Source organism: Sphaerospermopsis aphanizomenoides BCCUSP55, from assembly GCF_001586785.1.
In the GTDB taxonomy this organism is placed as follows: domain Bacteria; phylum Cyanobacteriota; class Cyanobacteriia; order Cyanobacteriales; family Nostocaceae; genus Sphaerospermopsis_A; species Sphaerospermopsis_A aphanizomenoides_A.
Genome location: NZ_LUFH02000092.1, coordinates 1 through 26,434 on the forward strand (window position 1 = coordinate 1; position 26,434 = coordinate 26,434).

Consider the following 26,434-nt stretch of genomic DNA (forward strand, 5'->3'; position numbering starts at 1 on the left):
CATCTCCCCATCTCCCCACACCCTACACCCCTACACCCTTACACCCTTTTCATGGCTGATTGCTGACTGTTGCTATATTTCATTTCCCAAACTTTCAGCAAGATTAGGTATTCATAGAATGCTTGCAAAGTACACCAAGCTAAACCAGCTTGTCCATCTAAGCAGCCACCGAGGAAAAAATACATATAGATAAAGCGTGTCAATGGTCTGGCAGGTATACGCAAAGATAAATCTTTGAGAGCGCGTCGTCTTTCCACTTCTGACCTACCAAAGAATAAATCCCACCAGTTAACTTTCCCTTGCTCTAATTGAGACAAAGTTTCTCTAGCTTCATCCGTAGAATAACGGTTATGTTTTTCAATCCAACGGCTCAAACCTTTGCTACAAGTGTAATGAGGATAAGTTTCTTTAATAAAGCCAGTTGTACCATCACACACTTCCCGTTCTGTATGACCATAGTCTGTGAACCAAACTTGACCATGACGGAAAAGACGCATTTGATAACGAGGATATTGGGTACTGTAACGAATCCAACGATCCATAAACATTACCCTTTCCGCAACATAGTAACCGATGTAATCTGGGTTTTTAGTTGCGGCTACACATTCAGCAAAAAGTTCTGGTGTCATGCGCTCGTCGGCTTCGAGAATGTAGACCCATTCGTATTTAGGGGTGACAGATTCTAACATCCAGGTACGTTGTTTACCGTGACTTTCAAAGGCGTGTTCAACGATGCGAACGGGATAACGACTAGCAATTTCTACGGTGCGATCGCTACTGCATGAATCCACAACCATGATGTCATCAGATAGCATTGCTGACTCAATACACGCAGCAATATCTAGTTCTTCGTTATAGGTGTAGGATTAGAAGCACTCGTAGCAGTAGGAACAGGAAGCGGAACGTTTGCATAACGCCAAATTGAGTTTGGTGAATCCCAGCCAGTCCAACTACCAGATGTATAGTAAACAGTAGTATATGATCGACTATTATACAGTGAACCGTTTTGAGGATTAGGAATAGGAATTGCTAACCGCAAAACTCCTGTACCTGAAGATATTGTTGCCACGGGAGATGAAGTTGGCGCGGTTATTGATTTTGCCATTCTAATATCGTTAGCTATATAATCTAAAGCCCGATTTAAGTTAGTACGACGTTCACTTTCAACTTCTGCTTTTCTGTTTTGTTGTAGTATTCCTACAAATGCAGTTCCAGCTAAAGCAACAACAATGGCCATTATTGCTGCTGCTACTAACACTTCTATCAAAGTAAAGCCTTTGTCAACGTCAAGATCAAATTGCTGTGTTTTTATGTTAGATTTCATTTTTTCTCACCTAGATAAGCAATATATTTTGGCTAAAAAATAGTATTATTGGGTGCAATTAGCAGAATTTGTACCGCTACCGCTGTATTTGCCAGTTCTAATTAATCCGAGTGGTGTAGATAAAACTAGACATTTTTTAAAGTTAGGATTTGAAGCAGGAGAGACAACAACTGTGATCTCACTTGAACTATTGCCTAAATAATCAAAATTAACTGATGTAGCTGATGCTGTTAAAGATACGCTTGTTAATGTGCGATCGCCTGTCAAAAGACAATTGCTGGTGGTCGTACTCCTAACCTTTGGTGGAGATGTATCTAATGTCACATTACAAGTGATTGATTTAGCTATGGCTTGTCTTTGTGCTTCTTTCATAGCGCCCTCAATGCTAGTAAGGGCAGAATCTACTTTTTTTCTCTGAGACCATGCTAAGTAACCTGGTGCAGAAAAAGCCGCCAGTATACCAACAATTATGACTATCACTATTAATTCTAGGATTGTGAATCCCTGATCATTGAATACACTGGAATGACGCATAAGGTATTACCTCACTAGAAAGTTTGGCTATAACGTTAGTAGACGGAGTATTGCCGTTATCTTTAACCACTACATAATTGAGCCTCAAAACATCATAAGGAGAAACAGAACCAGTAAAGTCGTAACTATCATTTCGCATTAGCCAAATTTTTTTCCCTGTATTTGGTAGGGTGTAAGGATTACCGACAACGGATTTATAACTGACACTAGAAATAGTAATTGGTGTTGGTGAACTAGTGACAGTGCTTTCTATATTGGTCTTTAAATAATTAGCCAATCCTTGGTCTGAATTTGCAGATGTAGCTTTGCATGATGTATTGCTGACAACGGTAGTACCAAGTCCTGGTGGTGTTGATGTGATCGCAGGTGATATAGTAATTCGTGGTGTAGGTGAGGAAACTGGACTAGATCCAGTATAACTATTGGATGCTCCTTGCAACTGGATATTATCGTTGTTGGATAATCCATTGACAGATGACAAAATTAAACTATTTGCATTTACAGTGGGAGCAGGAGAAGCGATTGTAGGAAATCTATAGGCATTAGCTAAATTCCTCACATTTTCTAAGTCTTTCTCGATCAATGTAGCTGCTGTAGTATACTCTTTAGCTTTAGCTTTAAAAGCAGCAGAAATGACCATCATTTGCATTGCCACTGTAGTAAAGAAAGTTACTATCAAAATAGCAACTAAAACTTCAAGTAAGCTAAAGCCTTCGTCTGGATTAAATCTTTGCTTTTTCATAATCAAATATTATGGGAACTAATGTTATTTGATTTAATTTACATTTGACCGTTGCCATCCAGTTATAGGATCAAGAGTAGGTTTCATGTATTTTGGTGCTAAACCACTTGATTCATCCCATACAACACTTTGTCTGACAACTACGTTACTAGTATTAGAGCCACAACTAGCGCCACCATCAGTAGTACTACTTACGCTACTGCCATTATTTCCCCAGACATTTGCCCAAACTGCACCGTTGACTCCTCCATCAGAACCTCCACCTTGTACCCCCACCATATATTTAGGTGCTAGGATAAAAGCATCTATATAGTTACCGCCATTGAGACATATTTTTCCATTTCCTGATGTATCCTCTCCATAAATTCTAAAATTGATAGGTTGACAAGTCAGACCCGCCGCCACTGTTGAACAGTCGTGTGTAATAGTCACATTATTAGCATTTATACTGCCTGTCAAAAATATAACCACCCTATTTCCTGGTGTAATATTTAACGTTGTATTCTGATCAATACTATCAACTGAATATACATAAGTAGCTGCTGATTGGAAAGTTGTAGTAGCGTCAATTGTTGGGCTAGTTGTACGTGGAAGAGTCAGAATAGTGCGACCACCAGCCGATGTTGTACCTGCTGTTGAACTACTGATTGTTCCTAAGTTAATCACACCTGTTAATGGTCTTGCTGGTACATCTGGCATCTGTATTTCTGTCTTGTTTTTCGTGTAATTACCAGTGATATTTATGGTGGTAAGATCGACATCACAATTGTTTAATAAAACATTACCTTGAATTGTGTTGCCACCTGTACCATTAGGATCTTCCGATGCAGCAGCACCAACCCACACTCCTGGTACGGGAATATTATTTACGTTAGGTTTTCTGACAGGAATATTTACTTGTAGTCTACTAATCGACTTATTAGCGGCGTTGCTTGCTGACGGATTAGTGATCCTACCCTCAATAGTTAAGATACCTCTTCCTAAAATTTGTACAGTGGGGTCAGAAGAAAGACCTCCTGGAGTGCCAGTATATTTGTAGCTAACAAGTCTGAATTGTCCCTTCGTACTGTCCGTTGAGTCTACCGATTTCCAATTCGTGCTTGCAAATGTGTCTTGTATAGTACTTGTACTTGTACCACTACTACAACCAGCTACCAGTCCTGGAATCTTTACATTTGCCTCATTAGCATTAGACCAACTCATTTGAGAAGTGTTAGTGGTATTTACTGGATCACCACAAGATTCGTTGACACCGTTACGCACTTTATTGGCACAATCTGGATATGTGGCAAGCAACCGATTAGCGTTGAGAAATTGCTGATAATAACTCACGCCTTTTTCAGCTGCTGCTAATGAGCGTTCTGTTACTTTTTGGGTTGAGGCTACTATTTGATCTCCTTGAGAGCGCAGAGTCATAGCTAACCCTACTAAAACCATAATCAGTCCTAGTGATACCGCAATTACAATAGCGAATCCTGATTCGCCAGAGTGGAGCAGCAAAGCCATTTTTAATCTGGTCTTCATAATTTTTCAGGGTATAGTTAATTGGTTGACAACGAAGATATATAAATCAATGCTTGATTGCAGATAAGTCAGTTTATGCTTTTATACTGATTTAGGAAAGTTTTTATAGATTATCAATTGCTTCATAAGATATTCTATCCCAGTATCTAGTTAGCTTTAGTGATTTAAGGCTATATGAGAGTGTGATGAGAACACAAAGACGCAAGTATTGATTTATTCCTAGCATACCCTATAATACTGTTACTTGTTTCAGTGGCTGTACTGGATTTTGAAGTTTGAGTAAAGTCTGGAGAATAAATCTTCTTAATTATTTTTAGCTAGTGTCTTATCTCATCTACGTTATATTACCCAAAAGGATATTTTATCCTTTTGCCGCTGTTGGTATTCATGAGCCTTTATAGTCATCCAATTTTAAACTCTGTAAGGGCAGGGAATAGACGAGATGTAAGAGGAAGAAAGTTATTATCAGTAATTAGCCGCACTTAATATAAGTGCTATCAATAAAAATTGATACACAAAAAAACAGTAGAACGAAAAATAATGCTCTACCGTTTTTCAATGGAAATTTTCTTCATTTTGCCACAATGTGATACTAGATATCCATTGGTTTTTGAGGATTTCTCAGGGATGATGATTCTAATTTCTCTTTGAGAGCTTTAATTTACGCTGACAAGCTAAAAATCCAGCAGTTGCTAGTAAACCAAACATAGCAGAAGGCTCAGGAACTTTTCTGATAGCTGCTACTAAAGCCAGTGAAGGAACTGTTTCATCTGCGCTGACAGTGTCTAGCTTAATGAATATTTCATTTATGGTCTCGTTTAAATCAAGTCCAAAGTCACTTAGGTCTACGGTAGCTACATTGACATCATAGGTTGGATTTTCGGTATCATAGCCTGTATCAAAGCTCTCATAAGACAGGTAATTAACACCGTCTAGGCTCACTTGGAATGTATCAGGAATCCCCAGGTCATATAAAGCTATATCAGCTCCGGAAGCGTTTATGACTGGAGTATCAAATCCTAATTTAACAAATGCGCCAGGAGTAAAGGAGAAAGCATAAGTAGTCAAATCTTGATCAGTCACTACAGTTTGTAGATCTCCACCTGGGGTAGTGAAAGAACCAGAATAGTCTAATAATGCATTTGCAAAATCTTCATCATCATACTCAGTCCCTGCTATGTTGACAGCACTTGCAGGTTTAGCAAAAGCACCCAATCCCAACATAATGCTACCTACCGCCACACCTGCGCCCAAAGAACGCAAAGCCTTCTTAGAAAACAATTTACCTAACTTGTTTAATGTACTCATCTGAATTTTTCCTAATTCTCTAGTTGGGTTGTTTCTGCTTATTTAATACGTTGTAATTTAGCTATACAGCACCAGTACAAGTATTATCATAAACACTAATCAACCAGCTTGTGCATCAGTATAACCACTATAATAATGCACTTGCATATCAGTATAAACAATAAAAATTTCACTTATGTATTTTTAGCCAAAATAGGATGAAAATTCATGAAATCTTTACAGTGAAAAGTATTGATCCTACGCCAAAAAAATATGCTCTCTCAAATTAATACCTGCTTGGAAATCCCTGCGTTGCTCGTCTTAGTGATGGTTGCTGTATCATTAGATTGTCTGTGGCTTTTTTTAAAGGAAAGTCTTAATAATATATTTTTTTGATAAAGTTAGCTGTGAATATCTCTTTGGAGAGATGAAGTATATTGTTATATGTGCATAACTTGGATGAGAAAATTTATCATCTAAGTCGAGGGAGTATAGGATCAGACTCCCCCTCCAGATTAGCAGAATTTAGTAATGGTTCAGATTAATGCCTGCTTCTTTGGCCATTGCTTCCAAACCTTTTGTTTCCAAGGTTTTAATGGCTTTGGTGGAAAGTTTCAGTCTTACCCAGCGATTACCTCCAGCCCACCAAACTCGCTTGCTTTGCAGATTAGCGTGTTGTAAACGCTTGGTGCGACGGTGGGAGTGAGAAACTGCCATTGCATTATTGGCTTTTTTACCAGTGAGTTCACAACGACGGGACATGATTGGTTATCTCCGAATAGCTATTTCAATACAGCCTTTCTATTCTATATGCATAAAAGCCTAGTTGATGGTAAATTCCAGTTCACCAAGGAAAAACGTGTCTAATCAATCATGGATAAACAACGTTTGAAAAAACTGCTCATTGGTGATATTACCTGGAAACGAATGCTCAAGTCTGCGGTTTTCATTTATGTATTCTTTGCCGTCTACGTATATTTTCGAGCAGATAGCATGATTTTTCTGCCCCAACCATCTAGCTATCAAGACACAAAAGACACTCTTAAACTAAAAACCAAGGACAATCAACCACTTTCCGCAGTTCATTTACCAAATCCTACAGCTAAGTACACAATTCTGTATATTCACGGAAACGCGGAAGACTTGGGAGATATTCAGCCAGTTTTAGAACAACTAAGAAATTTAGGTTTTAGCGTCTTTGCTTACGATTATCGGGGTTATGGTACAAGTCAGGGAACACCGACAGAAAATCATGCCTATGAAGATATCAATACTGTTTACAGGCATTTAACTGAAAAATTAAATATTAAACCACAGCAAATAATAGTTTTTGGGCGTTCAGTTGGTGGTGGTTCAGCAGTAGATTTAGCATCACGACAACCCGTAGCTGGTTTAATTATTGAAAGTACATTTACTTCTGCTTTTCGGGTAGTTGTGCCTTTTCCGATTTTGCCTTTTGATAAATTCAATAACTTGGATAAAATCAAAAAAGTCAAATGTCCGGTGTTGGTGATGCACGGCAAATTAGATGATATTATTCCTTTTGAACATAGTGAAAAATTGTTTGCGGCTGTAAGTTCACCCAAGTTGTCTTTGTGGATTGAAAATGCCAATCATAATGATTTTTCTGTTGTTGCAGGAGAAAAGTATGGAAAAACTTTGCGCGAGTTTGCTAATTTAGTATCGCAACAACAAAGGATTTTTTAGCACGGTAAGTCAGGAGGAACAATAAAGAATTAAGTTTTTCCTCTCAACCCCTACGTCCTTATACTCTTGTTATATTATATCTAATTACCAAGGATAATGATTATGTATCAAACAGATCCACCTCTGCTAGCTCCAGAAAACCTCCCGAGCATGTATGCTCTCCCCCGTGAGTACCTGGAGGATCCTGTCTCGCATGGCGAATTTCATCTTTTACAACCTAGACTTTTAACAGATACCTTTTCTCCTGTTAATTATCCAGCAGATCAAGTATTTGTGGCTAGTGATTTAAACCTCTATTATGATACTCGTAATCCATTATGGTATAAAAGACCTGATTGGTTTGCAGTGGTTGGTGTTTCTCGTCTTTTTGATCAACGAGAGTTACGCTTAAGTTATGTAATGTGGCAAGAAATAATTGCTCCTCTTGTCATGGTAGAATTATTATCGCCAAAAACAGAAAAGGAAGATTTAGGAAAAACTTTAAGGGAAGTGAACCAAGCGCCCACAAAATGGGAAGTTTATGAAAGAATTGTCAGAGTTCCTTACTATATTATTTTTGATCGTTACACTGATAAATTGCAAGCATTTCAATTAGTAGCTGATCGCTATGAAGAAATAGATGTCAGTTCTGGTAAAGTTTGGATGCCAGGAATAGAGTTAGGTTTGGGACTTTGGCAAGGTGCTTTTGAAGGAATTGAACGTTTATGGTTACGCTGGTATGATAGCTCAGGTAATTGGATTCCTACACCTGTGGAAAAAGAAAGACAAAGGGCTGATAAGTTAGCTGCTAAATTGCGAGAGTTGGGAATTAATCCTGATGATTTGTAATTAAAGGGAACAGAGATAATTGACAATGGACAATGGACAATTGACAATGGATAACTGACAATTGTCCATTGATAAATGATTACACAGCTTTCAAAATTTCATCATCCACAGAAAAATCTATCTCTGTTTGATCTGCACCACTAGCTAAATAATCGTTATTTAAAGAATCTTGCAAACCAGAAATTAAATCATATTCAGGCTGCCAATTTAATTCTGTCATCGCTTTATTTACCGATGCAAAGAAATGTTGCACTCGCATGGGGAAGGCTTTACGTTTGCCAAAATCAAACTTTTTCGGATCGTAATGCACAATTTTAATCTCATCGACTGATTTACCAGCAGCCACAGCACAAGCACGGGCTAAACCATCAAAAGTCACAAAGCGATCGCCTGACACATTATAAATCTGTCCAATTGCCTTTTCATTCCCTATCACCTGCAACATCGCCTGTGCTAAATCTTTCACATGACCTAATTGGGTGATGTGCATTCCATTTCCAGGAATAGGAATTGGGCGATCGCGGACAATTCTATCAAAAAACCAGCTTTCCAAAGGATTATAATTCTGGGGTCCGTAAATATAAGTTGGACGAATGGAAGTAAAAGGAATTCCTAACTGTTGCAAGCAAGCTTCTGTCTCATGCTTACCCTTGTGACGACTCTTCGGATCAACAGTATCACCTTCAAAATGGGGCATTTGATCAGATTTTAGATATACCCCCGCAGAACTCATATAAACAAAATGTTTTACCCGTCCTTGGAAAATTTCCGCCAACGGTTGAGTATCAGCAAGTTCCCGACCATTATTGTCAAAAATGACATCAAACTCTTCTTGTGCTAATTTTTCTTTAAGCTGGGCTGAGTCAGTGCGATCGCCTATAATTTGTCCTACCCCATCAGGTGCTGGATGATTACCACGATTAAACAACACCACCTCGTGTCCAGCCTTCACCAACAGTTGAGTCAAGTAGACACCAATGAACCGAGTTCCACCAATAACCAGAATACGCATAAAATCCCCATTCCTCAGTAACTTGGGTGGCAAAATCACCCCTGTCTTTGAGGTTATCAGGTTATAGGTGACAGGTGACAGGTGACAGGTGACAGTGAAGAAGAAAGGAAGCAGGGGAGGCAGGGGAAGCAGGGGGAGAATATTTTTACCAATGCCCCATGCCCACCCATTTTGAATTTTGAATTTTTAATTGGTATTCGCTGTGCCTTTAAAATATGCTTTGGTTCATGAGTGGCTAACACCTAAAGCCACCGGCGGTTCAGAACTCGTTGTCAAGGAGATATTAGATCACGTTGATGCTGATTTATATGCCCTGATTGACTTTGAATCCAGCAATCCTAAAAGTTACTTATACAAACGTCAGATTGGTAAAACCTTTCTCCAGCACTTACCATTCGCCCGCCAAGGTATACAAAAATATTTGCCTTTGTTACCATTAGCGATCGAACAATTAGATTTGCGGCAATATGACGTAATTCTGTCTTCATCCCATGCTGTAGCCAAAGGCATCTTGACAACCCCTGATCAGCTGCATATTTGTTATTGTCACAGTCCAATGCGTTATGCTTGGGACTTGACCTTTGATTATCTTGACCAAAGCAAACTAGGAAAAGGTGGGATTGGATGGCTAACAAGATATTTGTTGCATAGTCTACGTCAATGGGATGTATTGACTGCCAATCGCGTTGATTACTTCATTGCCAATTCTGGGCATACAGCCCGCAGAATTTGGCGTTGCTATCGACGAGAAGCAAAAGTTATTTACCCACCAGTAAATGTCGAAAACTGCCCCTTTTCTGCTGACAAAGATGATTTTTATCTCATCGTTTCCCGATTAGTTAGCTACAAACAAGTATCCTTGATTGTTCAGGCTTTCAATCAGCTAAAACGACCATTAGTGGTGATTGGTACAGGACCTTTAATGAAACAGCTGCAAGAGATAGCAAATCCTCATATTCAAATTCTGGGATGGCAACCAGAGGATGTGGTCAAAACATATATGGCTCGCGCAAAAGCATTTGTTTATGCAGCCTGTGAGGATTTTGGTATAGCTTTAGTAGAAGCACAAGCTTGTGGTACTCCAGTCATTGCTTACGGTGCAGGAGGTGCATTAGAAACTGTGCGAGATATTCGCACTTGTACGGAAACAGGAACAGGTATATTCTTTTCAGAACAAACAATAACAGCTTTAGTAGATACAGTAGAAAAGTTTGAAGCCTATCAGGATTTTTTTAAATATGAGTATATAAGGTTACACTCAACTCAATTTTCTCGACAAGTGTTTGCAAATCGCTATCTAGATTTTCTTAACCAGTGTCAAGAAAAAACTCCTTCCCTGAAGTAATCTTCAGGATTTTTGCATTTCTTTTCTAGGCTTTTGGGAATTTTACCCCAGAATCACTGCCTTTTAGCTTTAAGATCGGGACTATGTGTGGTGTGGATTATTAAGGAGTATGATGACTGCCCAGAGCTCACTCCTCTCCGGCAAGCGATACCCACGTAAAGATGCTAGTGCTTCGACGCATACTTTAGCCAAACGTGGACAAAAAGCTAAACCGCCCAAGGTACAACCTAGAGGTTTGTCTTTTCAGGGTTTAAACGGAGAGTTTGCCAAACGACTGTTTGATATAGCATTTTCGCTGTCAGTTTTGATCTTGTTTTTTCCCATATACATAATTTTGGCCTTACTGATTGCTGTCAGTTCCAAAGGTCCAATTTTCTATGTGCAAGAACGGGTTGGTAAAAACTATCGTCGCTTTAAATGTATTAAATTCCGTACAATGGTGACTAATGCGGATGAAATACTCGCCCAAATCATGGAAACATCCCCAGAGTTGCGCCAGGAATTTACCAGCACTTTTAAGCTCAAACAAGACCCCCGAATTACTAAGATTGGTCACTTCCTGAGAATTACTAGCTTAGATGAATTTCCCCAATTTTGGAACGTTTTAACAGGGGATATGAGTGTGGTGGGTCCTCGTCCCTTAGTAGTGGAAGAATTACCAAAATATGGGGTTCACATCGATCAGATTTTAACCATCCGTCCGGGAATTACTGGATTATGGCAAGTATCTGGGCGTAATGATATTCCTTATCCCCGGAGAGTTCAAATTGACCTCCATTATGTCAAATTTAGGAATCTTTGGTTAGATTTGTGGATTATCTTGAAAACCATTAATGTAGTCATCATGCCTAAAAATAACGGGGCATATTAAAGGAGTTCAGGAGTTCAGGAGTTCAGGAGGAAGAATTAAGTTTTTTCTTTCCCTTCCCCTCTCTACTGACTCCTGCATTTTGCTATTCTTGCTATTAATTTTATTAAATCTTTATAAAAATCAATAATTCATCAAATTTTGGCAAAGATAGGAAGAATTATCAAATTATACTAAGAATTTTGATTGAGATAATGAGAAACTGACTTGTTAAAGTCTTTTTTATTGAGTATATTGGTTTACATTTAAGCTTTAATAGCAACTAAGACTTGTATGTTTAACATCAGGCAATTTTAGCAATGACTTGCTGATTTGTCTGATATACTCTGTAAATTTTACAACATCAAAATCAAGGAATAATTGGGCATGACGCAACAAAAACGAGCGTTGATTACTGGTATCACTGGTCAAGATGGTTCTTATCTAAGTGAATTTTTGCTAGCACAAGGTTATGAAGTTCATGGAATTATTCGCCGTACTTCTACCTTTAACACTGACCGCATTGATCATATATACGAAGATCCCCACAAAGAAGGGGTAAAATTATTACTTCATTATGGTGACTTGACAGACGGTACTACATTGCGCCGGATTTTAGAAGAAGTCAAGCCTACAGAAATTTATAACCTAGGCGCTCAATCCCATGTCAGAGTTAGCTTTGACTCCCCAGAATATACAGTAGATGCTGTAGGTATGGGAACTCTCCGTTTATTAGAAGCTATCCGTGACTACCAGCAACGTACAGGGATTCAAGTACGTTTCTACCAAGCAGGTTCTTCGGAAATGTATGGTTTAGTACAAGCAGTCCCTCAAAGTGAAACCACACCCTTTTATCCCCGTAGTCCCTACGCTTGTGCTAAGGTTTATGCCCACTGGCAAACAGTAAATTATCGAGAATCCTACAATTTGTTTGCTTGTAATGGTATTCTTTTTAACCACGAATCTCCTCGACGTGGTGAAACTTTTGTCACCCGTAAAATCACTAGAGCGGTTGCCCGTATTGTAGCTGGTAAGCAAAAAAATATATACATGGGCAATTTAGATGCCAAGCGGGACTGGGGTTATGCCAAAGATTATGTCAGAGCTATGTGGCTGATGTTACAACAAGACCAGCCTGATGATTATGTAATTGCAACAGGCGAAACTCACTCAGTACGGGAGTTCCTGGAATTGGCATTTAGTTATGTCAATCTCAACTGGGAAAATTATGTCCAGTTTGACGAACGTTATTTGCGTCCTGCGGAAGTAGATTTGTTAATTGGTGATCCGACAAAGGCACAGCAGAAGTTAGGTTGGCAACCTTCAGTCACATTTAAAGAACTTGTAGCCTTGATGGTGGAAGCTGATTTACAGGCACTAGGTCACACTTCACCCAATGGCAATGGTTCACAACAACCTCAAGATATTGCTACTATTCGTCAGGAACTGGGCGCTCTCCATTTTTAATAACTACCATCAAGGATATATGAGTAAATCGTTCCTTGATGGAAAAACTCCAGATTTATCAATTGATAATTGACAATTGATAATTGACAATTGTTTTATTCCAGGTTTAAAACCACCCCTTTCAAAGGGGAAAAAAGAAAAAAGTCCCATTTCTCAATCCTCTCGCTTTTAGGCAGAGGTAATTGTCAATTGTCCATTGTACATTATCCATTTTGAACTGCATCAATCCAAAATCTAAAATCTAAAATCTAAAATCGAATGACTGCCTTAGAACTAAACAATAAACGCATTCTTGTCACTGGTGGAGCAGGGTTTTTAGGTCGTCAAGTGATTGATCAACTTTGCAAAGCTGGGGCTGACCATGAGAAGATTACAGTAACGCGATCGCGTGATTGTGATTTACGAGTTTGGGAAAATTGCCAACGTGCTGTTGACCAACAGGATATTGTCATTCACTTAGCTGCTCATGTCGGTGGTATTGGTCTAAACCGCGAAAAACCCGGAGAGTTGTTCTACGATAACTTGATCATGGGAACCCAGCTAATTCATGCTGCCTATCAAGTGGGTTTAGAAAAGTTTGTCTGCGTTGGTACTATCTGTGCTTATCCCAAATTTACCCCTGTTCCCTTTAAAGAAGAAGACCTGTGGAATGGCTATCCAGAAGAAACCAACGCACCTTATGGAGTAGCCAAGAAGGCGCTTTTAGTGCAGTTGCAATCTTACCGTCAGCAGTATGGCTTTAATGGGATTTACCTACTCCCGGTCAATTTATATGGGCCTGAAGATAATTTTGACCCCAGAAGTTCCCATGTGATTCCAGCTTTGATTCGCAAAGTTCACGAAGCACAAGTCAAGGGAGAAAAGCAACTTCCTGTTTGGGGTGATGGTTCTCCTACCCGCGAGTTTCTGTATTCCACAGATGCTGCACGGGGTATTGTCATGGGTACTCAATTCTACAACGACTCTGAACCTATTAATTTGGGTACAGGTTATGAAATTTCTATCAAGGATTTGATTAATCTGATTTGTGAGTTGATGGAGTATGAAGGGGAAGTTGTTTGGGAAACCGACAAACCCAACGGACAACCAAGACGTTGTTTAGATACGGAAAAAGCTAAAGAAGCTTTTGGATTTACGGCTCAAGTCAGCTTTCAAGAAGGTTTAAAAAATACTATTGATTGGTGGCGTAAAAACGCTGCATAGTTAAAAATGTAGGGGTTTAATTTTCGTTCCCAGTCTCTGACTGGGAATACCATAATCAAGGATCTGACTCTGATATAGCAACGATATCAACTGTCACCTGTCACCTGTCACCTGTCACCTGCTTACACATTGCTAAAAATAGATTCATCGATCAATAAGACAGAACTCCGACGCAGATTGCTGAGAACTCGACAATCTATGACTGTTCAAGAGTGGAGAGAAAAGAGCGATCGCATTTCTTCCCAACTCCAATCATCGGTTCTGTTTACCCAAGCATCCACCATCCTGGCCTATTTCAGTTTCCGTCAAGAACCTGATATTAGTCCACTTTTCAAAGATTCTCAATGCCGTTGGGGATTTCCCCGTTGTGTTGGTAAATCAATGTCCTGGCATCTATGGCAACCTGATGATAAGCTGCAAATCGGCAATTATGGCATTGCTGAACCTCATCCAGAAGCGCCTATTATCAATGCTGATGAAGTAGATTTAATTCTCGTCCCCAGTGTAGCTTGTGATCAACAAAAATACCGCCTTGGCTATGGTGGTGGATATTACGATCGCTTACTCACTTCTCCTGTTTGGGCAACAAAGCCAACAATAGGAATTGTATTTGATTTTGCTTATTTATCTCAACTTCCGGTAGAAAATTGGGATCAACCTTTACAGCATTTGGTAACAGAAACATCTATTTATTAAGGCAATTTACTAGGTAAAGTTTGATGTCATACCTAGAGTGAAAGTTATGAACATTAAATTATGAACATTTATACATAATCTCAAAAATTTGTTGCTAACAGATAGCCCTTTCCTCTTGCCTCTTGCCTCTTGCCTCTTGCCTGCCCCCACGAGAAGACTTTTATGCCTAACGGCACGCTACGCGAACAGCAAACCCTACCTATGTCTTCGACTCCCGTAAGGGATACGGTAAGCTACGCTAACGCATCACTAAACGAAGTTACAAGTTTTTATAAACTTCATCATCATTAAGTTTACCAACGCGAAAAACATCAACTAATTTATTATCATCATCAATGGTGTACAAACTTCTATATTCACCTTGATCTAAACGATATCCACCTTGATAACCTTTTAATGCTGCATAGTCTTGAGGACGAGGATTACCCTGGAGTGATAGTATTTTAGAAACAACTTGTTTATATTGTTTTGGTTGTAAGTCTAATAAATCTTTTTCCGCAGTTTTAGCAATCCTCAATGTATATCGTTCACTCATTGGGGCGTTTTGCTATTATTTCTTCTATGTTAGTAAATCCTTCGTTTTCTTCGATTGCACGTCGCAATTTAGCAGAATCTATTGCATCTTCTATTGCTTCTAGTAGTTTTAAATCTTCAATGCTAATTATCGCTACCGCAGGTTTACCATGACGTTGTATTAATATTCTTTCTCCACGATATTCTGCACGGTTCATAATATCAGGAAAATTAGCCCGCGCTTCACTTGCACTGATGACAGACATAGCGCCTCACAAAATTTATAGGGTTAAATATGATTATAGATTATTTGTCTGTTTTTAGCAAATTGTACAAAATTTAAGTTTTTGAGCTATTCCTACGGAGCGCTTCGCTATCGCATCCCCTCAACTTCCCAGCATCCTTTTTTTTACGTTCGCGTAGCGTGCCGTAGTCATACTACTCCAGACACAGAGTATTTGCAAATTGTCAAAAAAATGGTATGATTGATTGGTAAGATGAATGAGTCATACATAATGATGAAAGTCACAATTACTTTAGAAGAAGACATTCTCCAATTTATTGATCAACAAGCAAAAGGTAATCGTAGTGCCTATATTAACGCACTATTAGCAGAACAAAGACGCAAAATTTTAGAAGCAGAAATAATTGCTGCACTGCAAGCAGATGCTAAAGATTTAGAATATCAAAATGATATTTCTGCTTGGGATAATGTAGTTGGAGATGGTATTAATGCCAGAGGGTAATTTAACTTATAAACGGGGAGAAGTTCGCTGGGTAAATCTTGATCCAACTGTGGTAGCCGAAGCACAAAAAATCCGTGCTTGTTTAATAGTTCAAAATGATATTATGAATCAATATGGATTATTAACAATTGTGATGCCATTTCGACCAGGAAGTAAGCAAGCTCCCTATATTGTCAATGTCAAAGCAACAGCAACTAATGGATTAGAACAGGATCGTTTTATTGATGTTGCTCAAATTCGTTCTGTAGATTATCGTCGCGTTTTGGGGTTGGTGGGTATTTTAGAAACTGAATATTGGGAAGAAATTCGTACTGCTTTGGATGTGGTTTTGGGGTTTTGGGTTTAATTTAAATCTTTACCAAGGAGAAAACTATGACACATCAATCTATGATATTAACTGATAATCTTTATGCGGAAGATTATAATTTATGGATTGAAAAAACCGCTTCTTTATTAAAGAATAAGCAGTTTTCAGAATTAGAATTAGAAAATTTAATTGAAGAAATTGAAAGTATGGGAAGAAGTGAGAAAAATTCTTTAAGAAGTAATCTTAGAGTGCTGATTATGCACCTTCTTAAATACAAATTTCAACCCCAAAACCGCTCTAATAGCTGGCTATATACAATCTATGAACATCGTCAAAGATTGCAAGAAGCATTTTTAGATAGTCCTAGTTTAAAAAGCTATTATATCGAAGTTTTTGATAATTGTTACCAACACGCTCGTAAGGAAGCATCTCTTGAGACGGGACTTCCTCTGTCTATTTTTCCTCAAGATTGTCCTTTTTCTGTTGATGAAATCTTAGATGCTGATTTCTTCCCTGTTTAATTATATTTGTTATTGTGTGCGATCGCATTCCCTCCAACTTCCCAAACAGCGATACCTTCGGTCAGCTTCGCTATCGCACTTCCTCAACTCCCCAAAAGCGATTATTCATCTTTATTAAACTGTTACGTCTGACTCCCCCTGCGATAAAATATCCCTAGTTCAAGGAATTGGCTATGAAAATAAAAGCAATTATTTGGGAAGAAGACGGTGTATGGTGTGGTTCTGTACCGGCTTTACCAGGATGTCATACCTGGGGTGAAAGTTATGAACATTTATTAGAAATGTTGAAAGACGCTGTTCAAGGTTGGTTAGAAGTTGCTAGTCAGCAAGAAGAAGTTGAACCAGAAAAACAGTTGATTGAGTTATCTTTATGAAATCGGTTTCTGGTAAATCTCTGTGTAAGATTGTTGAACGCTATGGATGGAATCTAAAAAGGATTACAGGTAGTCATCATATCTATGTTAAGGAAGGTATGAGTGTGATTCTTTCTATCCCTGTTCATAGTAATCGTGATTTACCTACTGGTACACTTAGAAGTATTTTGAAAGATGCTGGTTTGACTCAGGAAGATTTAGATTAATTTCGCTATCGCACTTCCTCAACTCCCCAAACAGCGATTCCTATGGAAATGATCGCACTTCCTTCAACTTCCCCGCACAGTGATACCTTCGGTCAGCTTCGCTATCGCACCCCTTCAACTCCCCCAAAAGCGATACCTTCCGTAAGCTATCTCTACGAGACGCTACCGCGAACTTTAACGCAATTTTTCCTAATATATCTGCTTCAATCTAATATTTGCCTAAGTTTTTGATATACTAAATCATATGCCAGAATAATTAACTCTCGTATTTTATGATTAATAATCTCCAACTCATCGCAGAAACATCCGCAACTACACCCTGGAATGATTTATTATTAGAAATTGCCCAAACTCCAGAAGAATATAAACCAGAAATATTGGAAATTGTCCGTTTATTTCGTCAAAACGTGATCAATAAACCAACAACTTTGATAACTACAGAAAAACACAAATTAGACTGGCAAGAATTTATTAATCAAACCGCAGGAAGTTGTGCTGATGATCCAATTATTATGGATGATTTAGGAATTGATGATAGCTTAGATGATAGTTTAGAAGAAATGATTAATTGTTAAGAATACAAACTCATGAAATATTTGTTAGATAGTAATGTTTGTATTCAATATCTTAATCAAAGATCAGAAAAGATTATTCAGCGTCTTCAAGATTTATCCGATATAGATATAGTAGTTTGTTCTATTGTGAAGGCTGAGTTATTTTATGGTGCAATGAGAACAAATAATTCTGCGAAAACTCTACAAAAGCAGCAGGAATTTTTAAATCGTTTTATTTCTTTGAAGTTTGATGATGAATGTGCTGTATTTTATGGTGAAATTCGTAGTAAATTGGCTGCTAAAGGTACTCCTATAGGAAATAATGATTTACATATTGCTGCTATTGCTATAGCTAATAATTTGACTTTAATTACTCACAATACTAGAGAATTTAGTAGGATTGATAATTTAAAATTAGAAGATTGGGAGATTTAGTAAACAGCAATCGCACTTCCTCAACCCCCCAAACAGCGATCGCACCTCCTCAACCCCCCAAACAGCGATTCCTAGGTCGCTCTTCGCTATCGCATCCACATCCCTACAAAACATTTGACAAAAATTGACAATATTTGCCATAATTAAAGAATCAGAAATATCAAGACTTATTAGCTATGACTACAGTAAATATTTCTCTTCCCGATTCCATGCGCGACTTTATCAATGAACAGGTTGCAAAATGTGGCTACAGTACCACAAGCGAATATATTCGACATTTGATTCGTCAAGATTTAGAAAAAGTGGCACAAGCCCGACTAGAAACATTGCTATTAGAAGGCTTAGATAGTGGTGAAGCGATTGAAATTACGGATGAGTGGTGGCAACAAAAACGCACTCAGCTTCTGGAGAGACTCCGCAAGTAATAGCAATGACTAGACGAATTGTAATTAGACCAAAGGCTAGTGTTGACCTTGATGAACAGTTTGCTTATATTGCTGACAGTAATTTTGATGCAGCATTGAGTTTTTTTGATGCTATGAGGCAGACTTTTTCACAATTAGCACGACTACCTGGTATTGGTAGTGTTTATAATGTTAAAAATCCGCGTTTAGTTGGTTTGCGGAAGTGGGGAGTTAGAGGATTTGAAAAGCATCTAATTTTTTATTTAGAAGGGGATGAGTATATTGAAATTGTTCGGTTAATTCATTCTGCACGGGATATTTCACAGATTTTAGCAGAAGAAGAATAGCTATAGTCATCAGCTATGCGATTCCTAGGTCGCGCTTCGCTATCGCACCCCTCAACTCCCCAACATCCTTTTTTAACGAACCACGAAGACGCGAAGAGCGCGAAGGAAGAAGAGAAGAAAGAGCTAAAAGCATTATTCCGCTAGTTTAGCAACTATTGATTTACCAATATAGTGAAAGTAGTCATTGGTTACACCAAAAGCTACAGAATGTTTAACCATCACAAATATAGTATGGTTATTTTTACCAATAAAGAAATAATGTTTTTTTGAATCTTCTGTTTGGGAAAACTCAATTTTTGTAAACTCAACATTTGCTATTTTCCGCCAAGAATCTTCATATTTCATACCGTAAAAAACGACGGCTTTAGGTTTATGTTCTTTGATTCTTTGACTAATATGATTAATTCGGTTCTCAATACAATAGTTTTTATAAGTTTCTCTATCAGATAAAAAAGGGAGTTGAGAATGTTTAGCATATATCCAATCATCAATAGATGGGGAAGGTAAAGGCAATAATTCTAATAAACAAGTTTCCTTGTTTTTTCTGCCTAGTTCACAAAACTGATATTTCTTTACATCTTGTACATCAATATTATCTTTTCCATTAGCACTTAATGTAATTCTAATTAATCCTTTCCATGTATTTTGTATTTTCTCGTCCCACCATCCTCTATCTTGCTCATATTCTGCAATATCGTCTATTTCTTGATGTTCTCTTTTTGCCCATGTATTCATTCTGCAATTAATATCCGCAAAAGTTTCCCCTCCTGCTTCTTCCATACCAACAAACCAATATTTTCCTTCATAATTACCATATCCATAAAATTTCTCAATTCTTCTTTGTAAAAGTTCATCATCTAAAAATTGCTGACTGGCCATAATTATGTGATTCTCCTTAGAGAATTAGTCTTGACGAGTAATAACTATTATAGTATATTTGTTTTATGTAGTCAAATAGACAAAGCTCAACAGAGGTAATATGGGTTATAGTTTATGGTCTAGAGCAGAAGTTGTTACTACTGAACCGGAAAAAGTAAAAGATTTAATTTTGCAAATTGTAGCCGAGGGAGAAACAACGTCGGTTCATAACTTAGAAATCAAAGGTAATTCTATTTTCTTCGATTCAGAGGGTTATGGGCGTTATGGTCTACAGTGGGAAGAGCGTTTCCTTCCTAGCGAAGAAGGACTATTTGCAAAATTATGTGAGGAATATATAGGAGCATTAGTTTGTTTTGAAGCTGTGACTCCATGTGATATTTTTGCTTATAATTATTATCTGTCAACAATTTGGATAAAACCTGAAGGAGTAGTTAAACCTAAAATTAATTGTTTCGATGATGAAGATGAAGAATATGAAAATGAAGATGATGATATTTATGAAACAGATGAAATACAAACTTTCTATAGAAAATGTCATGTGCTATGGTGGGAAGATTTAGATTTTTCTAAAGATTGGGATGAATTTGGCGATTATGAGCCTTCATTTATCAGTCAATTCGATGACTATATGATTAGTTTATGGTTTATTAATATAGATAAAATGGAAGAATATAAAGATGAAATGCCTGATCTTTATAATGCTTATATCAAAGCTCAAGCAGATGGATTTGATGATTGGGCAATACCTGTCTGTTGGGGTGGCGACAAATCAATTAGTTATGATGTTGCTCGAAAAATAGGTCAATTATATTCTGATGAAGAGTCTGTAGTTCAAGATTGTTTTAAGAATATGGAAAAGATGATTTCTGATCAATCTTATTTTCACGATGCAGTTGGACTACCTGAAAATTTTCCTAAATTATCCAAATTACAGTAAATAAACTTTATTCTTCTTTGCGTCTTTGCGTGAGAAAAAAGAAAGGGTGTAGTAATAAAACACACCCTAAAAAATAATTAAATTTCTTCCTTCGTGCCTTCGTGGTTTATTAAAGCTGCTTCACCTCACTCACCAACTTAGCCACCATATCCTTAGCACTACCAAACAACATCGTCGTCTTATCCTTATAAAACAACTCATTATCCACACCAGCAAAACCAGCACTCATACCGCGCTTAATCACAATAGTTTGCTTTGCCCGATCAACTTCCAAAATCGGCATCCCATAAATAGGACTATTCTTATCACTACGCGCCGCCGGATTGACCACATCATTAGCACCAATCACCAACGCCACATCAGCCTGTTCAAACTGGGGATTAATATCCTCCATATCATACAACTGCGTATAAGCCACATTAGCTTCCGCCAATAATACATTCATGTGTCCCGGCATTCTCCCCGCAACTGGATGTATCGCATATTTCACATCCACACCCATACGTTCTAATTGATCAGCCAACTCGCGAACGCTATGCTGTGCTTGAGCAACCGCCATACCGTATCCTGGGACAATCACCACAGAACGGGCATAACCCAACATCATCGCCCCTTCTTCGGGATCTATACTGCGAACAGTTTGATTACTTGCACCAGCAGCAGCACCACCAGTAGCGGTAGAAACTGAACCAAAGGCACTAAATAGGACGCTGAATAATGACCGGTTCATGGCCTTACACATAATTTCGGTAAGGATGATACCCGACGCACCCACCAAAGCACCGGCGATGATTAACATATTGTTCATCACCACAAAACCCGCAGCCGCCGCAGCCACACCTGATAGAGAGTTCAACAGGGAGATGACAACCGGCATATCACCGCCACCAATGGGCAGTACAAACATTACACCCAACACCAAAGAAACAGCCACCACCGCTAAAAAGATGGGTAGACTATCCGGTGACATGATTAAATAGGCACTTCCGGCTAGATATGAACCCAACAGCATCAGGTTAAAAGGTTGCTGCAAAGGAAAGGTAATAGGAGTACCACTAACTAAACCTTGCAATTTGGCAAAAGCGAGAAAACTACCGGTTAAAGTCACACCACCGATTAACACATCCAATAACATAGATATGTTGACATCGAGGGGGATAGGTTGTGAACTGCCTAATAACCGCCAAAATTCAGCCACAGCGATAAGTGCGGAAGATGCTCCCCCCAAACCGTTGAGTAAACCCACCATTTGGGGCATTTCCGTCATTTGCACTTTGTAAGCTACAACAGCACCAATAACTGAACCAATGGCTAAACCTACCAAAATCATCTCGTAATTTAATACGTGCTGATCCAGTAATGTGGCGATAATTGCCAATAACATCCCCACCGCAGCGACAAGATTACCGTTTCTAGCAGTTGCAGGAGAACCGAGTTTTTTCAAACCGAGAATAAATAATGATGCAGCCACTAAATAAGTTAGCTGAATCCCAGTTGGTATAAAACCGTTCATGCTTTAACTTCCTTCTTTTTAAACATTTGCAACATTCTGTCAGTTACTAAAAAACCACCGACAACGTTAACCATTGCCAATATCACCGCAATTAAACCCAAAATTACTGATAAATTGGTGTTTCTCTCTCCCGCAGCCAAAATTGCACCAATTACCGAAATACCGGAAATGGCATTTGAACCGGACATTAAAGGAGTGTGAAGTGTGGGAGGAACTTTGTTAATTACTTCAAAGCCTATAAAAGAGGCTAAAACAAGAACAAATAAAGCAGCTAGTAAAGTTTCTGTCATGTCATTTTTAGATTGAGGAATAAAGCTCACGCAAAGACGCAAAGAAAAAATTTACATGACTCACGCAAAATCTCTCTCAAACTCTCTTTTCTTCGTGTCCTTCGTGTCTTCGTGGTTCATTTTCTGAAAGTATTTCTACAAACTAAACCGCTACCGCTTGCAAAGCATCCTTAACTCGTTGGTTTCTAATTTCCCCACCATGAGTAACACAAGCAGCATCAACAATGTCATCAGCAAAATTGATTTGTAACGCCTTATCCTTAATCAACAATTGCATTAATGAAGTTACATTCTTCGCATACAATTGACTAGCGTGTACTGGCATAGATGAAGGTAAATTAATTGGTCCAATAATCGTTACACCGTTCCACACTATGTCTTTACCTGGTTCAGTACAAGCACAATTTCCACCCTGTTCTGCGGCTAAGTCTACAATTACAGAACCGGGTTTCATGGCTTTTACCATCTCTTCTGTCACCAAGATGGGGGCTTTTCTGCCTGGTACTTGGGCTGTGGTAATTACGACATCAGAGTTTTTAACGTGTTCTGCTACTAATTCTTGAGTACGCTTTTTACTGTCTTCTGATATTTCCTTTGCGTAACCACCTGCTGCAACGGTTTCTTCTTCTAGTTTAACTTCGACAAATTTCGCCCCTAAGCTTTGCACTTCTTCTTTAACGGCTGGACGAATATCAAAGGCTTCTACTACTGCACCTAGTCTACGGGCTGTGGCGATCGCCTGTAAACCCGCAACTCCTGCACCCATAATAAATACTTTAGCTGGAGCAATTGTTCCCGCCGCAGTGGTTAACATGGGAAAATATTTTGGTAATGCTGCTGCTGCTAATAGTACGGTTTTATACCCTGCTAAAGATGCTTGGGAAGATAAGGCATCCATGCTTTGCGCTCTGGTAGTACGGGGGATCAATTCCATACTTAAAGCTGTAATTTGCCGTTGTGCTAATTTTTGCGCTATTTGCGGATTACCTAAAGGATTAAGAAAGCTAATTAATACAGAACCGGGTTTAAGCAAATCAATTTCTGAACGTCCATCTTCTCTTTCTTGGGGAGGACTGACTTTGAGCAATATATCAGCTTCACCCCATAATGTGGCAGCATCACTAACAATTTTCGCCCCTGCTGCTTCATAGTCAGCATCAGTAAAAAATGCTTTTTCTCCCGCCCCAGTTTCTACAAAAATTTCTAACCCCTGTTTGACTAATTTAGCTACTGTGTCAGGAATTAATGACACACGGCGTTCACAAACTTCTATTTCTTTAGCAACTGCTATTTTCATGAAATCTCCTGAAGATAAATACCTACATATCTACTCACTATGGAATTTTTCTCTTGAAGGATTTTACCTACTCACGGAATAGAAGCGGGTAATCTCAGTCCTGAATTTCTTTTAGTAGATTGAACTTTGAATTCTGTATGTTCCACTCTGATTGTTCTCCAAGCCAAGCGTGACTCTGCTATTTCCAAAGTATGTACCACACTCAGATACTTGCAAACTAATTTACTTACTGCACATCTTATGGTGTTTTTCTGAGGTTATATCTATGTCTTCAGATTATTTTCGGGATTGATAAAGTTTGTTATTCTTTGTTGGCATCAGGGAATTTTTGTTAAATTCCGTCAATTTGCTATTTTTTTCAATTAATTGTTAGCTTTTTAGCAGGTTATTCATCTTAGTAATGCCAATTGGAAAGTTTAAGTCTAACCAATTTATCGCAATTTAACAGGCGATCACCAAAGTTATATTTCAAATTTTATGAAATTAATTCTATATTTCTCAACAGTTTCTCAACATGTATATATAAGCAGAAATGTTTAAGTAAATAAACCTCATTGGCATCATTAAATATAAAACACTCAGGAGATAAAATTAAGTTTCTGCCTCTACCTCCCAAACCCCACACCCTACACCCCACACCCTACACCCTTAGTTTTTGATATCTAAGGCACTTTTATGTTGATTTTTCGTCTATTGTCAAGCATAAAGTAGTAAAGTTTAGTTACGAATACTAACGAGACAGTTACTTAAGTTTACAGACATAATATTTATTTAGAGGTAGCCTAACTATGCGACGTTTATTTTCTGCTCTAGCTGTGACTGGTTGTTTATTGACGGCTATTCCCGCTGCAACTTTGGCGCAAAGCTTACCAGGTTTAACACTATTCAGCGGGGTTAAAGGAGAAAATCAATTACCCTTTCGGTTAGATTTTGGTGGACAAACCGCTTCTACAGATAGATATATACTCAGACTACCCGCAAAAAAAATGAAACTGGCAGTGGCGCAATTCGCCATTACCTACCCTAAATATTACACAGGCAGCTTTGACACCAAAAAAGTGGAAGTCAGAGTCAAAGGGAAAAAAGTTCCTCTGAGCGAGGTGAAATGGGATCAGGAAGGAAGGGTAATTGAGATATTTCCTGAAGAACCAGTACCAGCAGGTAGCAACGTTGAAGTAGTGCTATCTAACGTACAGAATCCCACCTTTGGGGGAATTTACTATTTTAACTGCCAAGTTCTCTCTCCCGGAGAAGTACCACTACTACGTTATCTCGGTACTTGGATTATCAGTATTTCTTAATAGGGAACAGGGAACAGGGAAGAAGGAGGGTGTAGGGTGTGGGGTGTAGGGTGTGGGGTGTAGGGTATAGGGGAATAAGGAAGTTATTTTCTCTTGTCTCTTGCCTTCTTCCACTGATAACTGACCACTGACAATTGATAACTCCATCCAGAAATATGTTTTTATCGCTCGTAAAGTGGTAAGATTACAGATTGTGACTTTTTCTAAACATCGTCTCAGAGGAGAAAGAAATGCAAAGAACATTAGGTGGTACTTGTCGTAAGAGAAAGAGAACTTCAGGTTTTCGCGCTAGAATGCAGACCCCAACTGGCAGAAGAGTAATCAGAGCTAGAAGACAAAAAGGTCGTCATCGTTTGAGCGTTTAGGGTGCATTCAGCCATATAGAGCCATTGTGCCTTTGCCCAAAGCATATAGATTAAAGTCCCGCAAGGATTTCCAGGCAGTTTTCCGGGAAGGAATTCGGTGTCATAGCTCTCATTTCACTTTGAGAGCTTTAAAACCATCGCGGTTAAGAGAAAATTCTGGGGATTCTGCTACTATGACCATACAAACAACTAGGCAAAAAACTGGTTGTGAAAACTTAGCCAGTACCAAAATTGGTATTTCCATTAGCACCAAAGTTAGTAAAAGAGCAGTAGTTCGCAACCGCATTAAAAGGCAAATTGCAGCCGCTTTATATCAATTAATGCCTAAATTAGTGCCAGGATGGCGGCTAGTCGTAATTGTGAAGCCAAAGGTAGCAGAATCTGAGTGCGTAAGCCAACAATTTCTGCAAGAATTAGAGCAGTTGTTGGCAAAAGCTGAGGTAATAAATGGGTATTCGTGAAGAAATTTATTATGAAGGTGGCCCCCATATTGGAGATTTGATTCTCAATCTCTTAATTGGGCTAACTGTGGTTGGTTTACCCTTGACTATTGGTGCAATTGTCAGAGCCTTGTGGTTGCGTTTCCGCATTACTGATCGGCGAGTTGCTGTGATGGGTGGTTGGATGGGACGCGATCGCACTGACGTAATCTACTCAGAAATAGTCAAAGTGGTAAAAGTTCCCCGTGGCATTGGTTTATGGGGAGATATGGTACTGACCCTCAGAAATGGTAGTCGTTTAGAAATGCGGGCTATTCCCAATTTTCGGGAGGTTTATGACTACATTAACGATAAGGTAGCTGCCAAAAATCCCCAATATAGTGCTGCTCAAAAGTAGGCAGGAGGCAGGAGGCAGGAGGCAGGAGGCAGGAGGCAGAAGGCAGAAGGCAGAAGGAAGTAAAGATGTTTCCCCAGTCCCCAGTCCCCAGT

At 38.7% G+C, this 26,434-nt stretch carries 35 protein-coding genes; 21 read left to right on the forward strand and 14 right to left on the reverse strand.

Annotation, left to right across the window (positions count from 1 at the left end; translation table 11 throughout):
- Window positions 1-38: 38 nt before the first annotated feature.
- The 7 genes from A0J48_RS20360 to rpmB all read right to left on the reverse strand — a co-directional run bounded on the left by A0J48_RS20360 (window position 39) and on the right by rpmB (window position 6,173).
- Window positions 39-815 carry a glycosyltransferase family 2 protein gene (locus tag A0J48_RS20360; RefSeq protein ID WP_234301051.1) on the reverse strand — a complete coding sequence of 259 codons (777 nt, stop codon included), beginning with the start codon at window positions 813-815 and terminating at the stop codon, window positions 39-41.
- Window positions 816-841: 26 nt separating this feature from the next.
- Complete coding sequence (locus A0J48_RS20365) at window positions 842-1,324, reverse strand: PulJ/GspJ family protein (protein ID WP_200326349.1); 483 nt, start codon at window positions 1,322-1,324, stop codon at window positions 842-844.
- A 45-nt stretch (window positions 1,325-1,369) separates the two neighbouring features.
- Entirely contained in the window at window positions 1,370-1,858 is a 489-nt protein-coding gene (locus tag A0J48_RS20370; protein WP_200326351.1) for a prepilin-type N-terminal cleavage/methylation domain-containing protein, read from the reverse strand.
- Entirely contained in the window at window positions 1,833-2,600 is a 768-nt protein-coding gene (locus tag A0J48_RS20375; protein ID WP_200326353.1) for a type II secretion system protein, read from the reverse strand. Before A0J48_RS20375 ends, A0J48_RS20370 begins: the two co-directional genes overlap by 26 nt.
- A 33-nt stretch (window positions 2,601-2,633) precedes the next feature.
- Window positions 2,634-4,124, reverse strand: a complete 1,491-nt coding sequence (locus A0J48_RS20380; protein WP_200326355.1) for a hypothetical protein — start codon at window positions 4,122-4,124, stop codon at window positions 2,634-2,636.
- Window positions 4,125-4,760: 636 nt separating this feature from the next.
- Window positions 4,761-5,432 (reverse strand): PEP-CTERM sorting domain-containing protein, encoded by a 672-nt coding sequence (locus tag A0J48_RS20385; protein WP_200326364.1) that lies wholly within the window; start codon window positions 5,430-5,432, stop codon window positions 4,761-4,763.
- Between the two features lie 504 nt (window positions 5,433-5,936).
- Entirely contained in the window at window positions 5,937-6,173 is a 237-nt protein-coding gene (gene rpmB / locus A0J48_RS20390) for a 50S ribosomal protein L28 (RefSeq protein WP_200326366.1), read from the reverse strand.
- Between the two features lie 111 nt (window positions 6,174-6,284).
- On the opposite strand from rpmB, the gene A0J48_RS20395 reads away from it, so the two are divergent.
- Together A0J48_RS20395 and A0J48_RS20400 are read left to right on the forward strand one after the other, a co-directional pair.
- Window positions 6,285-7,118: an alpha/beta hydrolase gene (locus A0J48_RS20395; RefSeq protein WP_200326368.1), complete on the forward strand. Its 834-nt coding sequence runs from the start codon at window positions 6,285-6,287 to the stop codon at window positions 7,116-7,118.
- 102 nt (window positions 7,119-7,220) lie between these two features.
- Entirely contained in the window at window positions 7,221-7,946 is a 726-nt protein-coding gene (locus tag A0J48_RS20400; protein WP_200326370.1) for a Uma2 family endonuclease, read from the forward strand.
- Window positions 7,947-8,025: 79 nt separating this feature from the next.
- On the opposite strand, the gene A0J48_RS20405 is transcribed toward A0J48_RS20400, so the two are convergent.
- On the reverse strand, window positions 8,026-8,958 hold the full coding sequence (locus A0J48_RS20405; RefSeq protein WP_200326372.1) for an NAD-dependent epimerase/dehydratase family protein: 933 nt from the start codon (window positions 8,956-8,958) through the stop codon (window positions 8,026-8,028).
- A gap of 202 nt (window positions 8,959-9,160) precedes the next feature.
- Here A0J48_RS20405 and A0J48_RS20410 point away from each other — a divergent pair, with 202 nt between their 5' ends.
- The 5 genes from A0J48_RS20410 (at window position 9,161) to A0J48_RS20430 (ending at window position 14,516) form a co-directional block, all read left to right on the forward strand.
- Complete coding sequence (locus A0J48_RS20410) at window positions 9,161-10,303, forward strand: glycosyltransferase (protein WP_200326374.1); 1,143 nt, start codon at window positions 9,161-9,163, stop codon at window positions 10,301-10,303.
- Between the two features lie 112 nt (window positions 10,304-10,415).
- Window positions 10,416-11,174, forward strand: a complete 759-nt coding sequence (locus A0J48_RS20415; protein ID WP_200326425.1) for an undecaprenyl-phosphate galactose phosphotransferase family protein — start codon at window positions 10,416-10,418, stop codon at window positions 11,172-11,174.
- A gap of 363 nt (window positions 11,175-11,537) precedes the next feature.
- A complete protein-coding gene (gmd, locus tag A0J48_RS20420; RefSeq protein ID WP_200326376.1) occupies window positions 11,538-12,617 on the forward strand; it encodes a GDP-mannose 4,6-dehydratase in 1,080 nt (359 codons plus the stop codon).
- Window positions 12,618-12,875: 258 nt separating this feature from the next.
- A complete protein-coding gene (locus tag A0J48_RS20425; protein ID WP_200326378.1) occupies window positions 12,876-13,820 on the forward strand; it encodes a GDP-L-fucose synthase family protein in 945 nt (314 codons plus the stop codon).
- A 150-nt stretch (window positions 13,821-13,970) separates the two neighbouring features.
- Window positions 13,971-14,516, forward strand: a complete 546-nt coding sequence (locus A0J48_RS20430; protein ID WP_411841140.1) for a 5-formyltetrahydrofolate cyclo-ligase — start codon at window positions 13,971-13,973, stop codon at window positions 14,514-14,516.
- A gap of 259 nt (window positions 14,517-14,775) precedes the next feature.
- Here the strand turns inward: A0J48_RS20430 and A0J48_RS20435 are convergent, their stop codons facing one another.
- Both A0J48_RS20435 and A0J48_RS20440 read right to left on the reverse strand, forming a co-directional pair.
- Window positions 14,776-15,051 (reverse strand): type II toxin-antitoxin system RelE family toxin, encoded by a 276-nt coding sequence (locus tag A0J48_RS20435; RefSeq protein ID WP_200326382.1) that lies wholly within the window; start codon window positions 15,049-15,051, stop codon window positions 14,776-14,778.
- Complete coding sequence (locus A0J48_RS20440) at window positions 15,044-15,295, reverse strand: type II toxin-antitoxin system Phd/YefM family antitoxin (protein ID WP_200326383.1); 252 nt, start codon at window positions 15,293-15,295, stop codon at window positions 15,044-15,046. Before A0J48_RS20440 ends, A0J48_RS20435 begins: the two co-directional genes overlap by 8 nt.
- Before the next feature lie 249 nt (window positions 15,296-15,544).
- Between A0J48_RS20440 and mazE the strand changes: the two genes are divergently transcribed.
- From mazE to A0J48_RS20485, 9 genes are all read left to right on the forward strand, one after another.
- A complete protein-coding gene (mazE, locus tag A0J48_RS20445) occupies window positions 15,545-15,775 on the forward strand; it encodes a type II toxin-antitoxin system MazE family antitoxin (RefSeq protein ID WP_200326385.1) in 231 nt (76 codons plus the stop codon).
- Window positions 15,762-16,121, forward strand: coding sequence for a type II toxin-antitoxin system PemK/MazF family toxin (locus tag A0J48_RS20450; RefSeq protein WP_200326387.1), 360 nt, complete (start codon window positions 15,762-15,764; stop codon window positions 16,119-16,121). The genes mazE and A0J48_RS20450 overlap by 14 nt, the downstream gene beginning before the upstream one ends.
- A gap of 26 nt (window positions 16,122-16,147) precedes the next feature.
- Entirely contained in the window at window positions 16,148-16,603 is a 456-nt protein-coding gene (locus tag A0J48_RS20455; protein WP_200326389.1) for a DUF29 domain-containing protein, read from the forward strand.
- A gap of 173 nt (window positions 16,604-16,776) precedes the next feature.
- Window positions 16,777-16,977, forward strand: coding sequence for a type II toxin-antitoxin system HicB family antitoxin (locus A0J48_RS20460; protein WP_096569238.1), 201 nt, complete (start codon window positions 16,777-16,779; stop codon window positions 16,975-16,977).
- A complete protein-coding gene (locus A0J48_RS20465; protein WP_200326391.1) occupies window positions 16,974-17,183 on the forward strand; it encodes a type II toxin-antitoxin system HicA family toxin in 210 nt (69 codons plus the stop codon). Before A0J48_RS20460 ends, A0J48_RS20465 begins: the two co-directional genes overlap by 4 nt.
- 272 nt (window positions 17,184-17,455) lie before the next feature.
- Window positions 17,456-17,758 (forward strand): hypothetical protein, encoded by a 303-nt coding sequence (locus A0J48_RS20470; protein ID WP_200326393.1) that lies wholly within the window; start codon window positions 17,456-17,458, stop codon window positions 17,756-17,758.
- A 12-nt stretch (window positions 17,759-17,770) separates the two neighbouring features.
- Window positions 17,771-18,172: a type II toxin-antitoxin system tRNA(fMet)-specific endonuclease VapC gene (vapC, locus tag A0J48_RS20475; RefSeq protein WP_200326395.1), complete on the forward strand. Its 402-nt coding sequence runs from the start codon at window positions 17,771-17,773 to the stop codon at window positions 18,170-18,172.
- A 176-nt stretch (window positions 18,173-18,348) separates the two neighbouring features.
- Window positions 18,349-18,597: a type II toxin-antitoxin system ParD family antitoxin gene (locus A0J48_RS20480; protein ID WP_071188346.1), complete on the forward strand. Its 249-nt coding sequence runs from the start codon at window positions 18,349-18,351 to the stop codon at window positions 18,595-18,597.
- 5 nt (window positions 18,598-18,602) lie between these two features.
- The gene (locus A0J48_RS20485) at window positions 18,603-18,923 is read left to right on the forward strand and encodes a type II toxin-antitoxin system RelE/ParE family toxin (RefSeq protein ID WP_200326397.1); all 321 of its coding nucleotides are present in this window, start codon (window positions 18,603-18,605) and stop codon (window positions 18,921-18,923) included.
- Between the two features lie 132 nt (window positions 18,924-19,055).
- Here A0J48_RS20485 and A0J48_RS20490 read toward each other — a convergent pair whose 3' ends face one another.
- Window positions 19,056-19,802 (reverse strand): hypothetical protein, encoded by a 747-nt coding sequence (locus A0J48_RS20490; protein ID WP_200326399.1) that lies wholly within the window; start codon window positions 19,800-19,802, stop codon window positions 19,056-19,058.
- Between the two features lie 100 nt (window positions 19,803-19,902).
- Here A0J48_RS20490 and A0J48_RS20495 point away from each other — a divergent pair, with 100 nt between their 5' ends.
- Window positions 19,903-20,739: a hypothetical protein gene (locus A0J48_RS20495; protein WP_200326401.1), complete on the forward strand. Its 837-nt coding sequence runs from the start codon at window positions 19,903-19,905 to the stop codon at window positions 20,737-20,739.
- A gap of 109 nt (window positions 20,740-20,848) precedes the next feature.
- Here the strand turns inward: A0J48_RS20495 and A0J48_RS20500 are convergent, their stop codons facing one another.
- The 3 genes from A0J48_RS20500 to A0J48_RS20510 form a co-directional block, all read right to left on the reverse strand.
- Window positions 20,849-22,252, reverse strand: coding sequence for an NAD(P)(+) transhydrogenase (Re/Si-specific) subunit beta (locus tag A0J48_RS20500; RefSeq protein ID WP_200326403.1), 1,404 nt, complete (start codon window positions 22,250-22,252; stop codon window positions 20,849-20,851).
- Window positions 22,249-22,542 (reverse strand): NAD(P) transhydrogenase subunit alpha part 2, encoded by a 294-nt coding sequence (locus A0J48_RS20505; protein ID WP_104388799.1) that lies wholly within the window; start codon window positions 22,540-22,542, stop codon window positions 22,249-22,251. Before A0J48_RS20505 ends, A0J48_RS20500 begins: the two co-directional genes overlap by 4 nt.
- 142 nt (window positions 22,543-22,684) lie before the next feature.
- Window positions 22,685-23,839 (reverse strand): Re/Si-specific NAD(P)(+) transhydrogenase subunit alpha, encoded by a 1,155-nt coding sequence (locus A0J48_RS20510; protein WP_200326413.1) that lies wholly within the window; start codon window positions 23,837-23,839, stop codon window positions 22,685-22,687.
- A gap of 788 nt (window positions 23,840-24,627) precedes the next feature.
- Between A0J48_RS20510 and A0J48_RS20515 the strand changes: the two genes are divergently transcribed.
- From A0J48_RS20515 to A0J48_RS20530, 4 genes are all read left to right on the forward strand, one after another.
- Complete coding sequence (locus A0J48_RS20515) at window positions 24,628-25,140, forward strand: DUF2808 domain-containing protein (protein WP_200326415.1); 513 nt, start codon at window positions 24,628-24,630, stop codon at window positions 25,138-25,140.
- 230 nt (window positions 25,141-25,370) lie between these two features.
- The gene (rpmH, locus tag A0J48_RS20520) at window positions 25,371-25,505 is read left to right on the forward strand and encodes a 50S ribosomal protein L34 (protein ID WP_200326417.1); all 135 of its coding nucleotides are present in this window, start codon (window positions 25,371-25,373) and stop codon (window positions 25,503-25,505) included.
- Window positions 25,506-25,531: 26 nt separating this feature from the next.
- The gene (rnpA, locus tag A0J48_RS20525) at window positions 25,532-25,966 is read left to right on the forward strand and encodes a ribonuclease P protein component (protein WP_200326419.1); all 435 of its coding nucleotides are present in this window, start codon (window positions 25,532-25,534) and stop codon (window positions 25,964-25,966) included.
- On the forward strand, window positions 25,953-26,342 hold the full coding sequence (locus tag A0J48_RS20530; RefSeq protein WP_200326421.1) for a PH domain-containing protein: 390 nt from the start codon (window positions 25,953-25,955) through the stop codon (window positions 26,340-26,342). Before rnpA ends, A0J48_RS20530 begins: the two co-directional genes overlap by 14 nt.
- Window positions 26,343-26,434 lie beyond the last annotated feature (92 nt).

Bases quoted from the DNA above. Each gene is read 5' to 3' on its own strand.
- A0J48_RS20360 (WP_234301051.1), bottom strand. From the start codon at position 815: ATGCTATCTGATGACATCATGGTTGTGGATTCATGCAGTAGCGATCGC.
- A0J48_RS20365 (WP_200326349.1), bottom strand. From the start codon at position 1,324: ATGAAATCTAACATAAAAACACAGCAATTTGATCTTGACGTTGACAAA.
- A0J48_RS20370 (WP_200326351.1), bottom strand. From the start codon at position 1,858: ATGCGTCATTCCAGTGTATTCAATGATCAGGGATTCACAATCCTAGAA.
- A0J48_RS20375 (WP_200326353.1), bottom strand. From the start codon at position 2,600: ATGAAAAAGCAAAGATTTAATCCAGACGAAGGCTTTAGCTTACTTGAA.
- A0J48_RS20380 (WP_200326355.1), bottom strand. From the start codon at position 4,124: ATGAAGACCAGATTAAAAATGGCTTTGCTGCTCCACTCTGGCGAATCA.
- A0J48_RS20385 (WP_200326364.1), bottom strand. From the start codon at position 5,432: ATGAGTACATTAAACAAGTTAGGTAAATTGTTTTCTAAGAAGGCTTTG.
- rpmB (WP_200326366.1), bottom strand. From the start codon at position 6,173: ATGTCCCGTCGTTGTGAACTCACTGGTAAAAAAGCCAATAATGCAATG.
- A0J48_RS20395 (WP_200326368.1), top strand. From the start codon at position 6,285: ATGGATAAACAACGTTTGAAAAAACTGCTCATTGGTGATATTACCTGG.
- A0J48_RS20400 (WP_200326370.1), top strand. From the start codon at position 7,221: ATGTATCAAACAGATCCACCTCTGCTAGCTCCAGAAAACCTCCCGAGC.
- A0J48_RS20405 (WP_200326372.1), bottom strand. From the start codon at position 8,958: ATGCGTATTCTGGTTATTGGTGGAACTCGGTTCATTGGTGTCTACTTG.
- A0J48_RS20415 (WP_200326425.1), top strand. From the start codon at position 10,416: ATGACTGCCCAGAGCTCACTCCTCTCCGGCAAGCGATACCCACGTAAA.
- gmd (WP_200326376.1), top strand. From the start codon at position 11,538: ATGACGCAACAAAAACGAGCGTTGATTACTGGTATCACTGGTCAAGAT.
- A0J48_RS20425 (WP_200326378.1), top strand. From the start codon at position 12,876: ATGACTGCCTTAGAACTAAACAATAAACGCATTCTTGTCACTGGTGGA.
- A0J48_RS20435 (WP_200326382.1), bottom strand. From the start codon at position 15,051: ATGAGTGAACGATATACATTGAGGATTGCTAAAACTGCGGAAAAAGAT.
- A0J48_RS20440 (WP_200326383.1), bottom strand. From the start codon at position 15,295: ATGTCTGTCATCAGTGCAAGTGAAGCGCGGGCTAATTTTCCTGATATT.
- mazE (WP_200326385.1), top strand. From the start codon at position 15,545: ATGATGAAAGTCACAATTACTTTAGAAGAAGACATTCTCCAATTTATT.
- A0J48_RS20450 (WP_200326387.1), top strand. From the start codon at position 15,762: ATGCCAGAGGGTAATTTAACTTATAAACGGGGAGAAGTTCGCTGGGTA.
- A0J48_RS20455 (WP_200326389.1), top strand. From the start codon at position 16,148: ATGACACATCAATCTATGATATTAACTGATAATCTTTATGCGGAAGAT.
- A0J48_RS20460 (WP_096569238.1), top strand. From the start codon at position 16,777: ATGAAAATAAAAGCAATTATTTGGGAAGAAGACGGTGTATGGTGTGGT.
- A0J48_RS20465 (WP_200326391.1), top strand. From the start codon at position 16,974: ATGAAATCGGTTTCTGGTAAATCTCTGTGTAAGATTGTTGAACGCTAT.
- A0J48_RS20470 (WP_200326393.1), top strand. From the start codon at position 17,456: ATGATTAATAATCTCCAACTCATCGCAGAAACATCCGCAACTACACCC.
- vapC (WP_200326395.1), top strand. From the start codon at position 17,771: ATGAAATATTTGTTAGATAGTAATGTTTGTATTCAATATCTTAATCAA.
- A0J48_RS20480 (WP_071188346.1), top strand. From the start codon at position 18,349: ATGACTACAGTAAATATTTCTCTTCCCGATTCCATGCGCGACTTTATC.
- A0J48_RS20485 (WP_200326397.1), top strand. From the start codon at position 18,603: ATGACTAGACGAATTGTAATTAGACCAAAGGCTAGTGTTGACCTTGAT.
- A0J48_RS20490 (WP_200326399.1), bottom strand. From the start codon at position 19,802: ATGGCCAGTCAGCAATTTTTAGATGATGAACTTTTACAAAGAAGAATT.
- A0J48_RS20495 (WP_200326401.1), top strand. From the start codon at position 19,903: ATGGGTTATAGTTTATGGTCTAGAGCAGAAGTTGTTACTACTGAACCG.
- A0J48_RS20500 (WP_200326403.1), bottom strand. From the start codon at position 22,252: ATGAACGGTTTTATACCAACTGGGATTCAGCTAACTTATTTAGTGGCT.
- A0J48_RS20505 (WP_104388799.1), bottom strand. From the start codon at position 22,542: ATGACAGAAACTTTACTAGCTGCTTTATTTGTTCTTGTTTTAGCCTCT.
- A0J48_RS20510 (WP_200326413.1), bottom strand. From the start codon at position 23,839: ATGAAAATAGCAGTTGCTAAAGAAATAGAAGTTTGTGAACGCCGTGTG.
- A0J48_RS20515 (WP_200326415.1), top strand. From the start codon at position 24,628: ATGCGACGTTTATTTTCTGCTCTAGCTGTGACTGGTTGTTTATTGACG.
- rpmH (WP_200326417.1), top strand. From the start codon at position 25,371: ATGCAAAGAACATTAGGTGGTACTTGTCGTAAGAGAAAGAGAACTTCA.
- A0J48_RS20530 (WP_200326421.1), top strand. From the start codon at position 25,953: ATGGGTATTCGTGAAGAAATTTATTATGAAGGTGGCCCCCATATTGGA.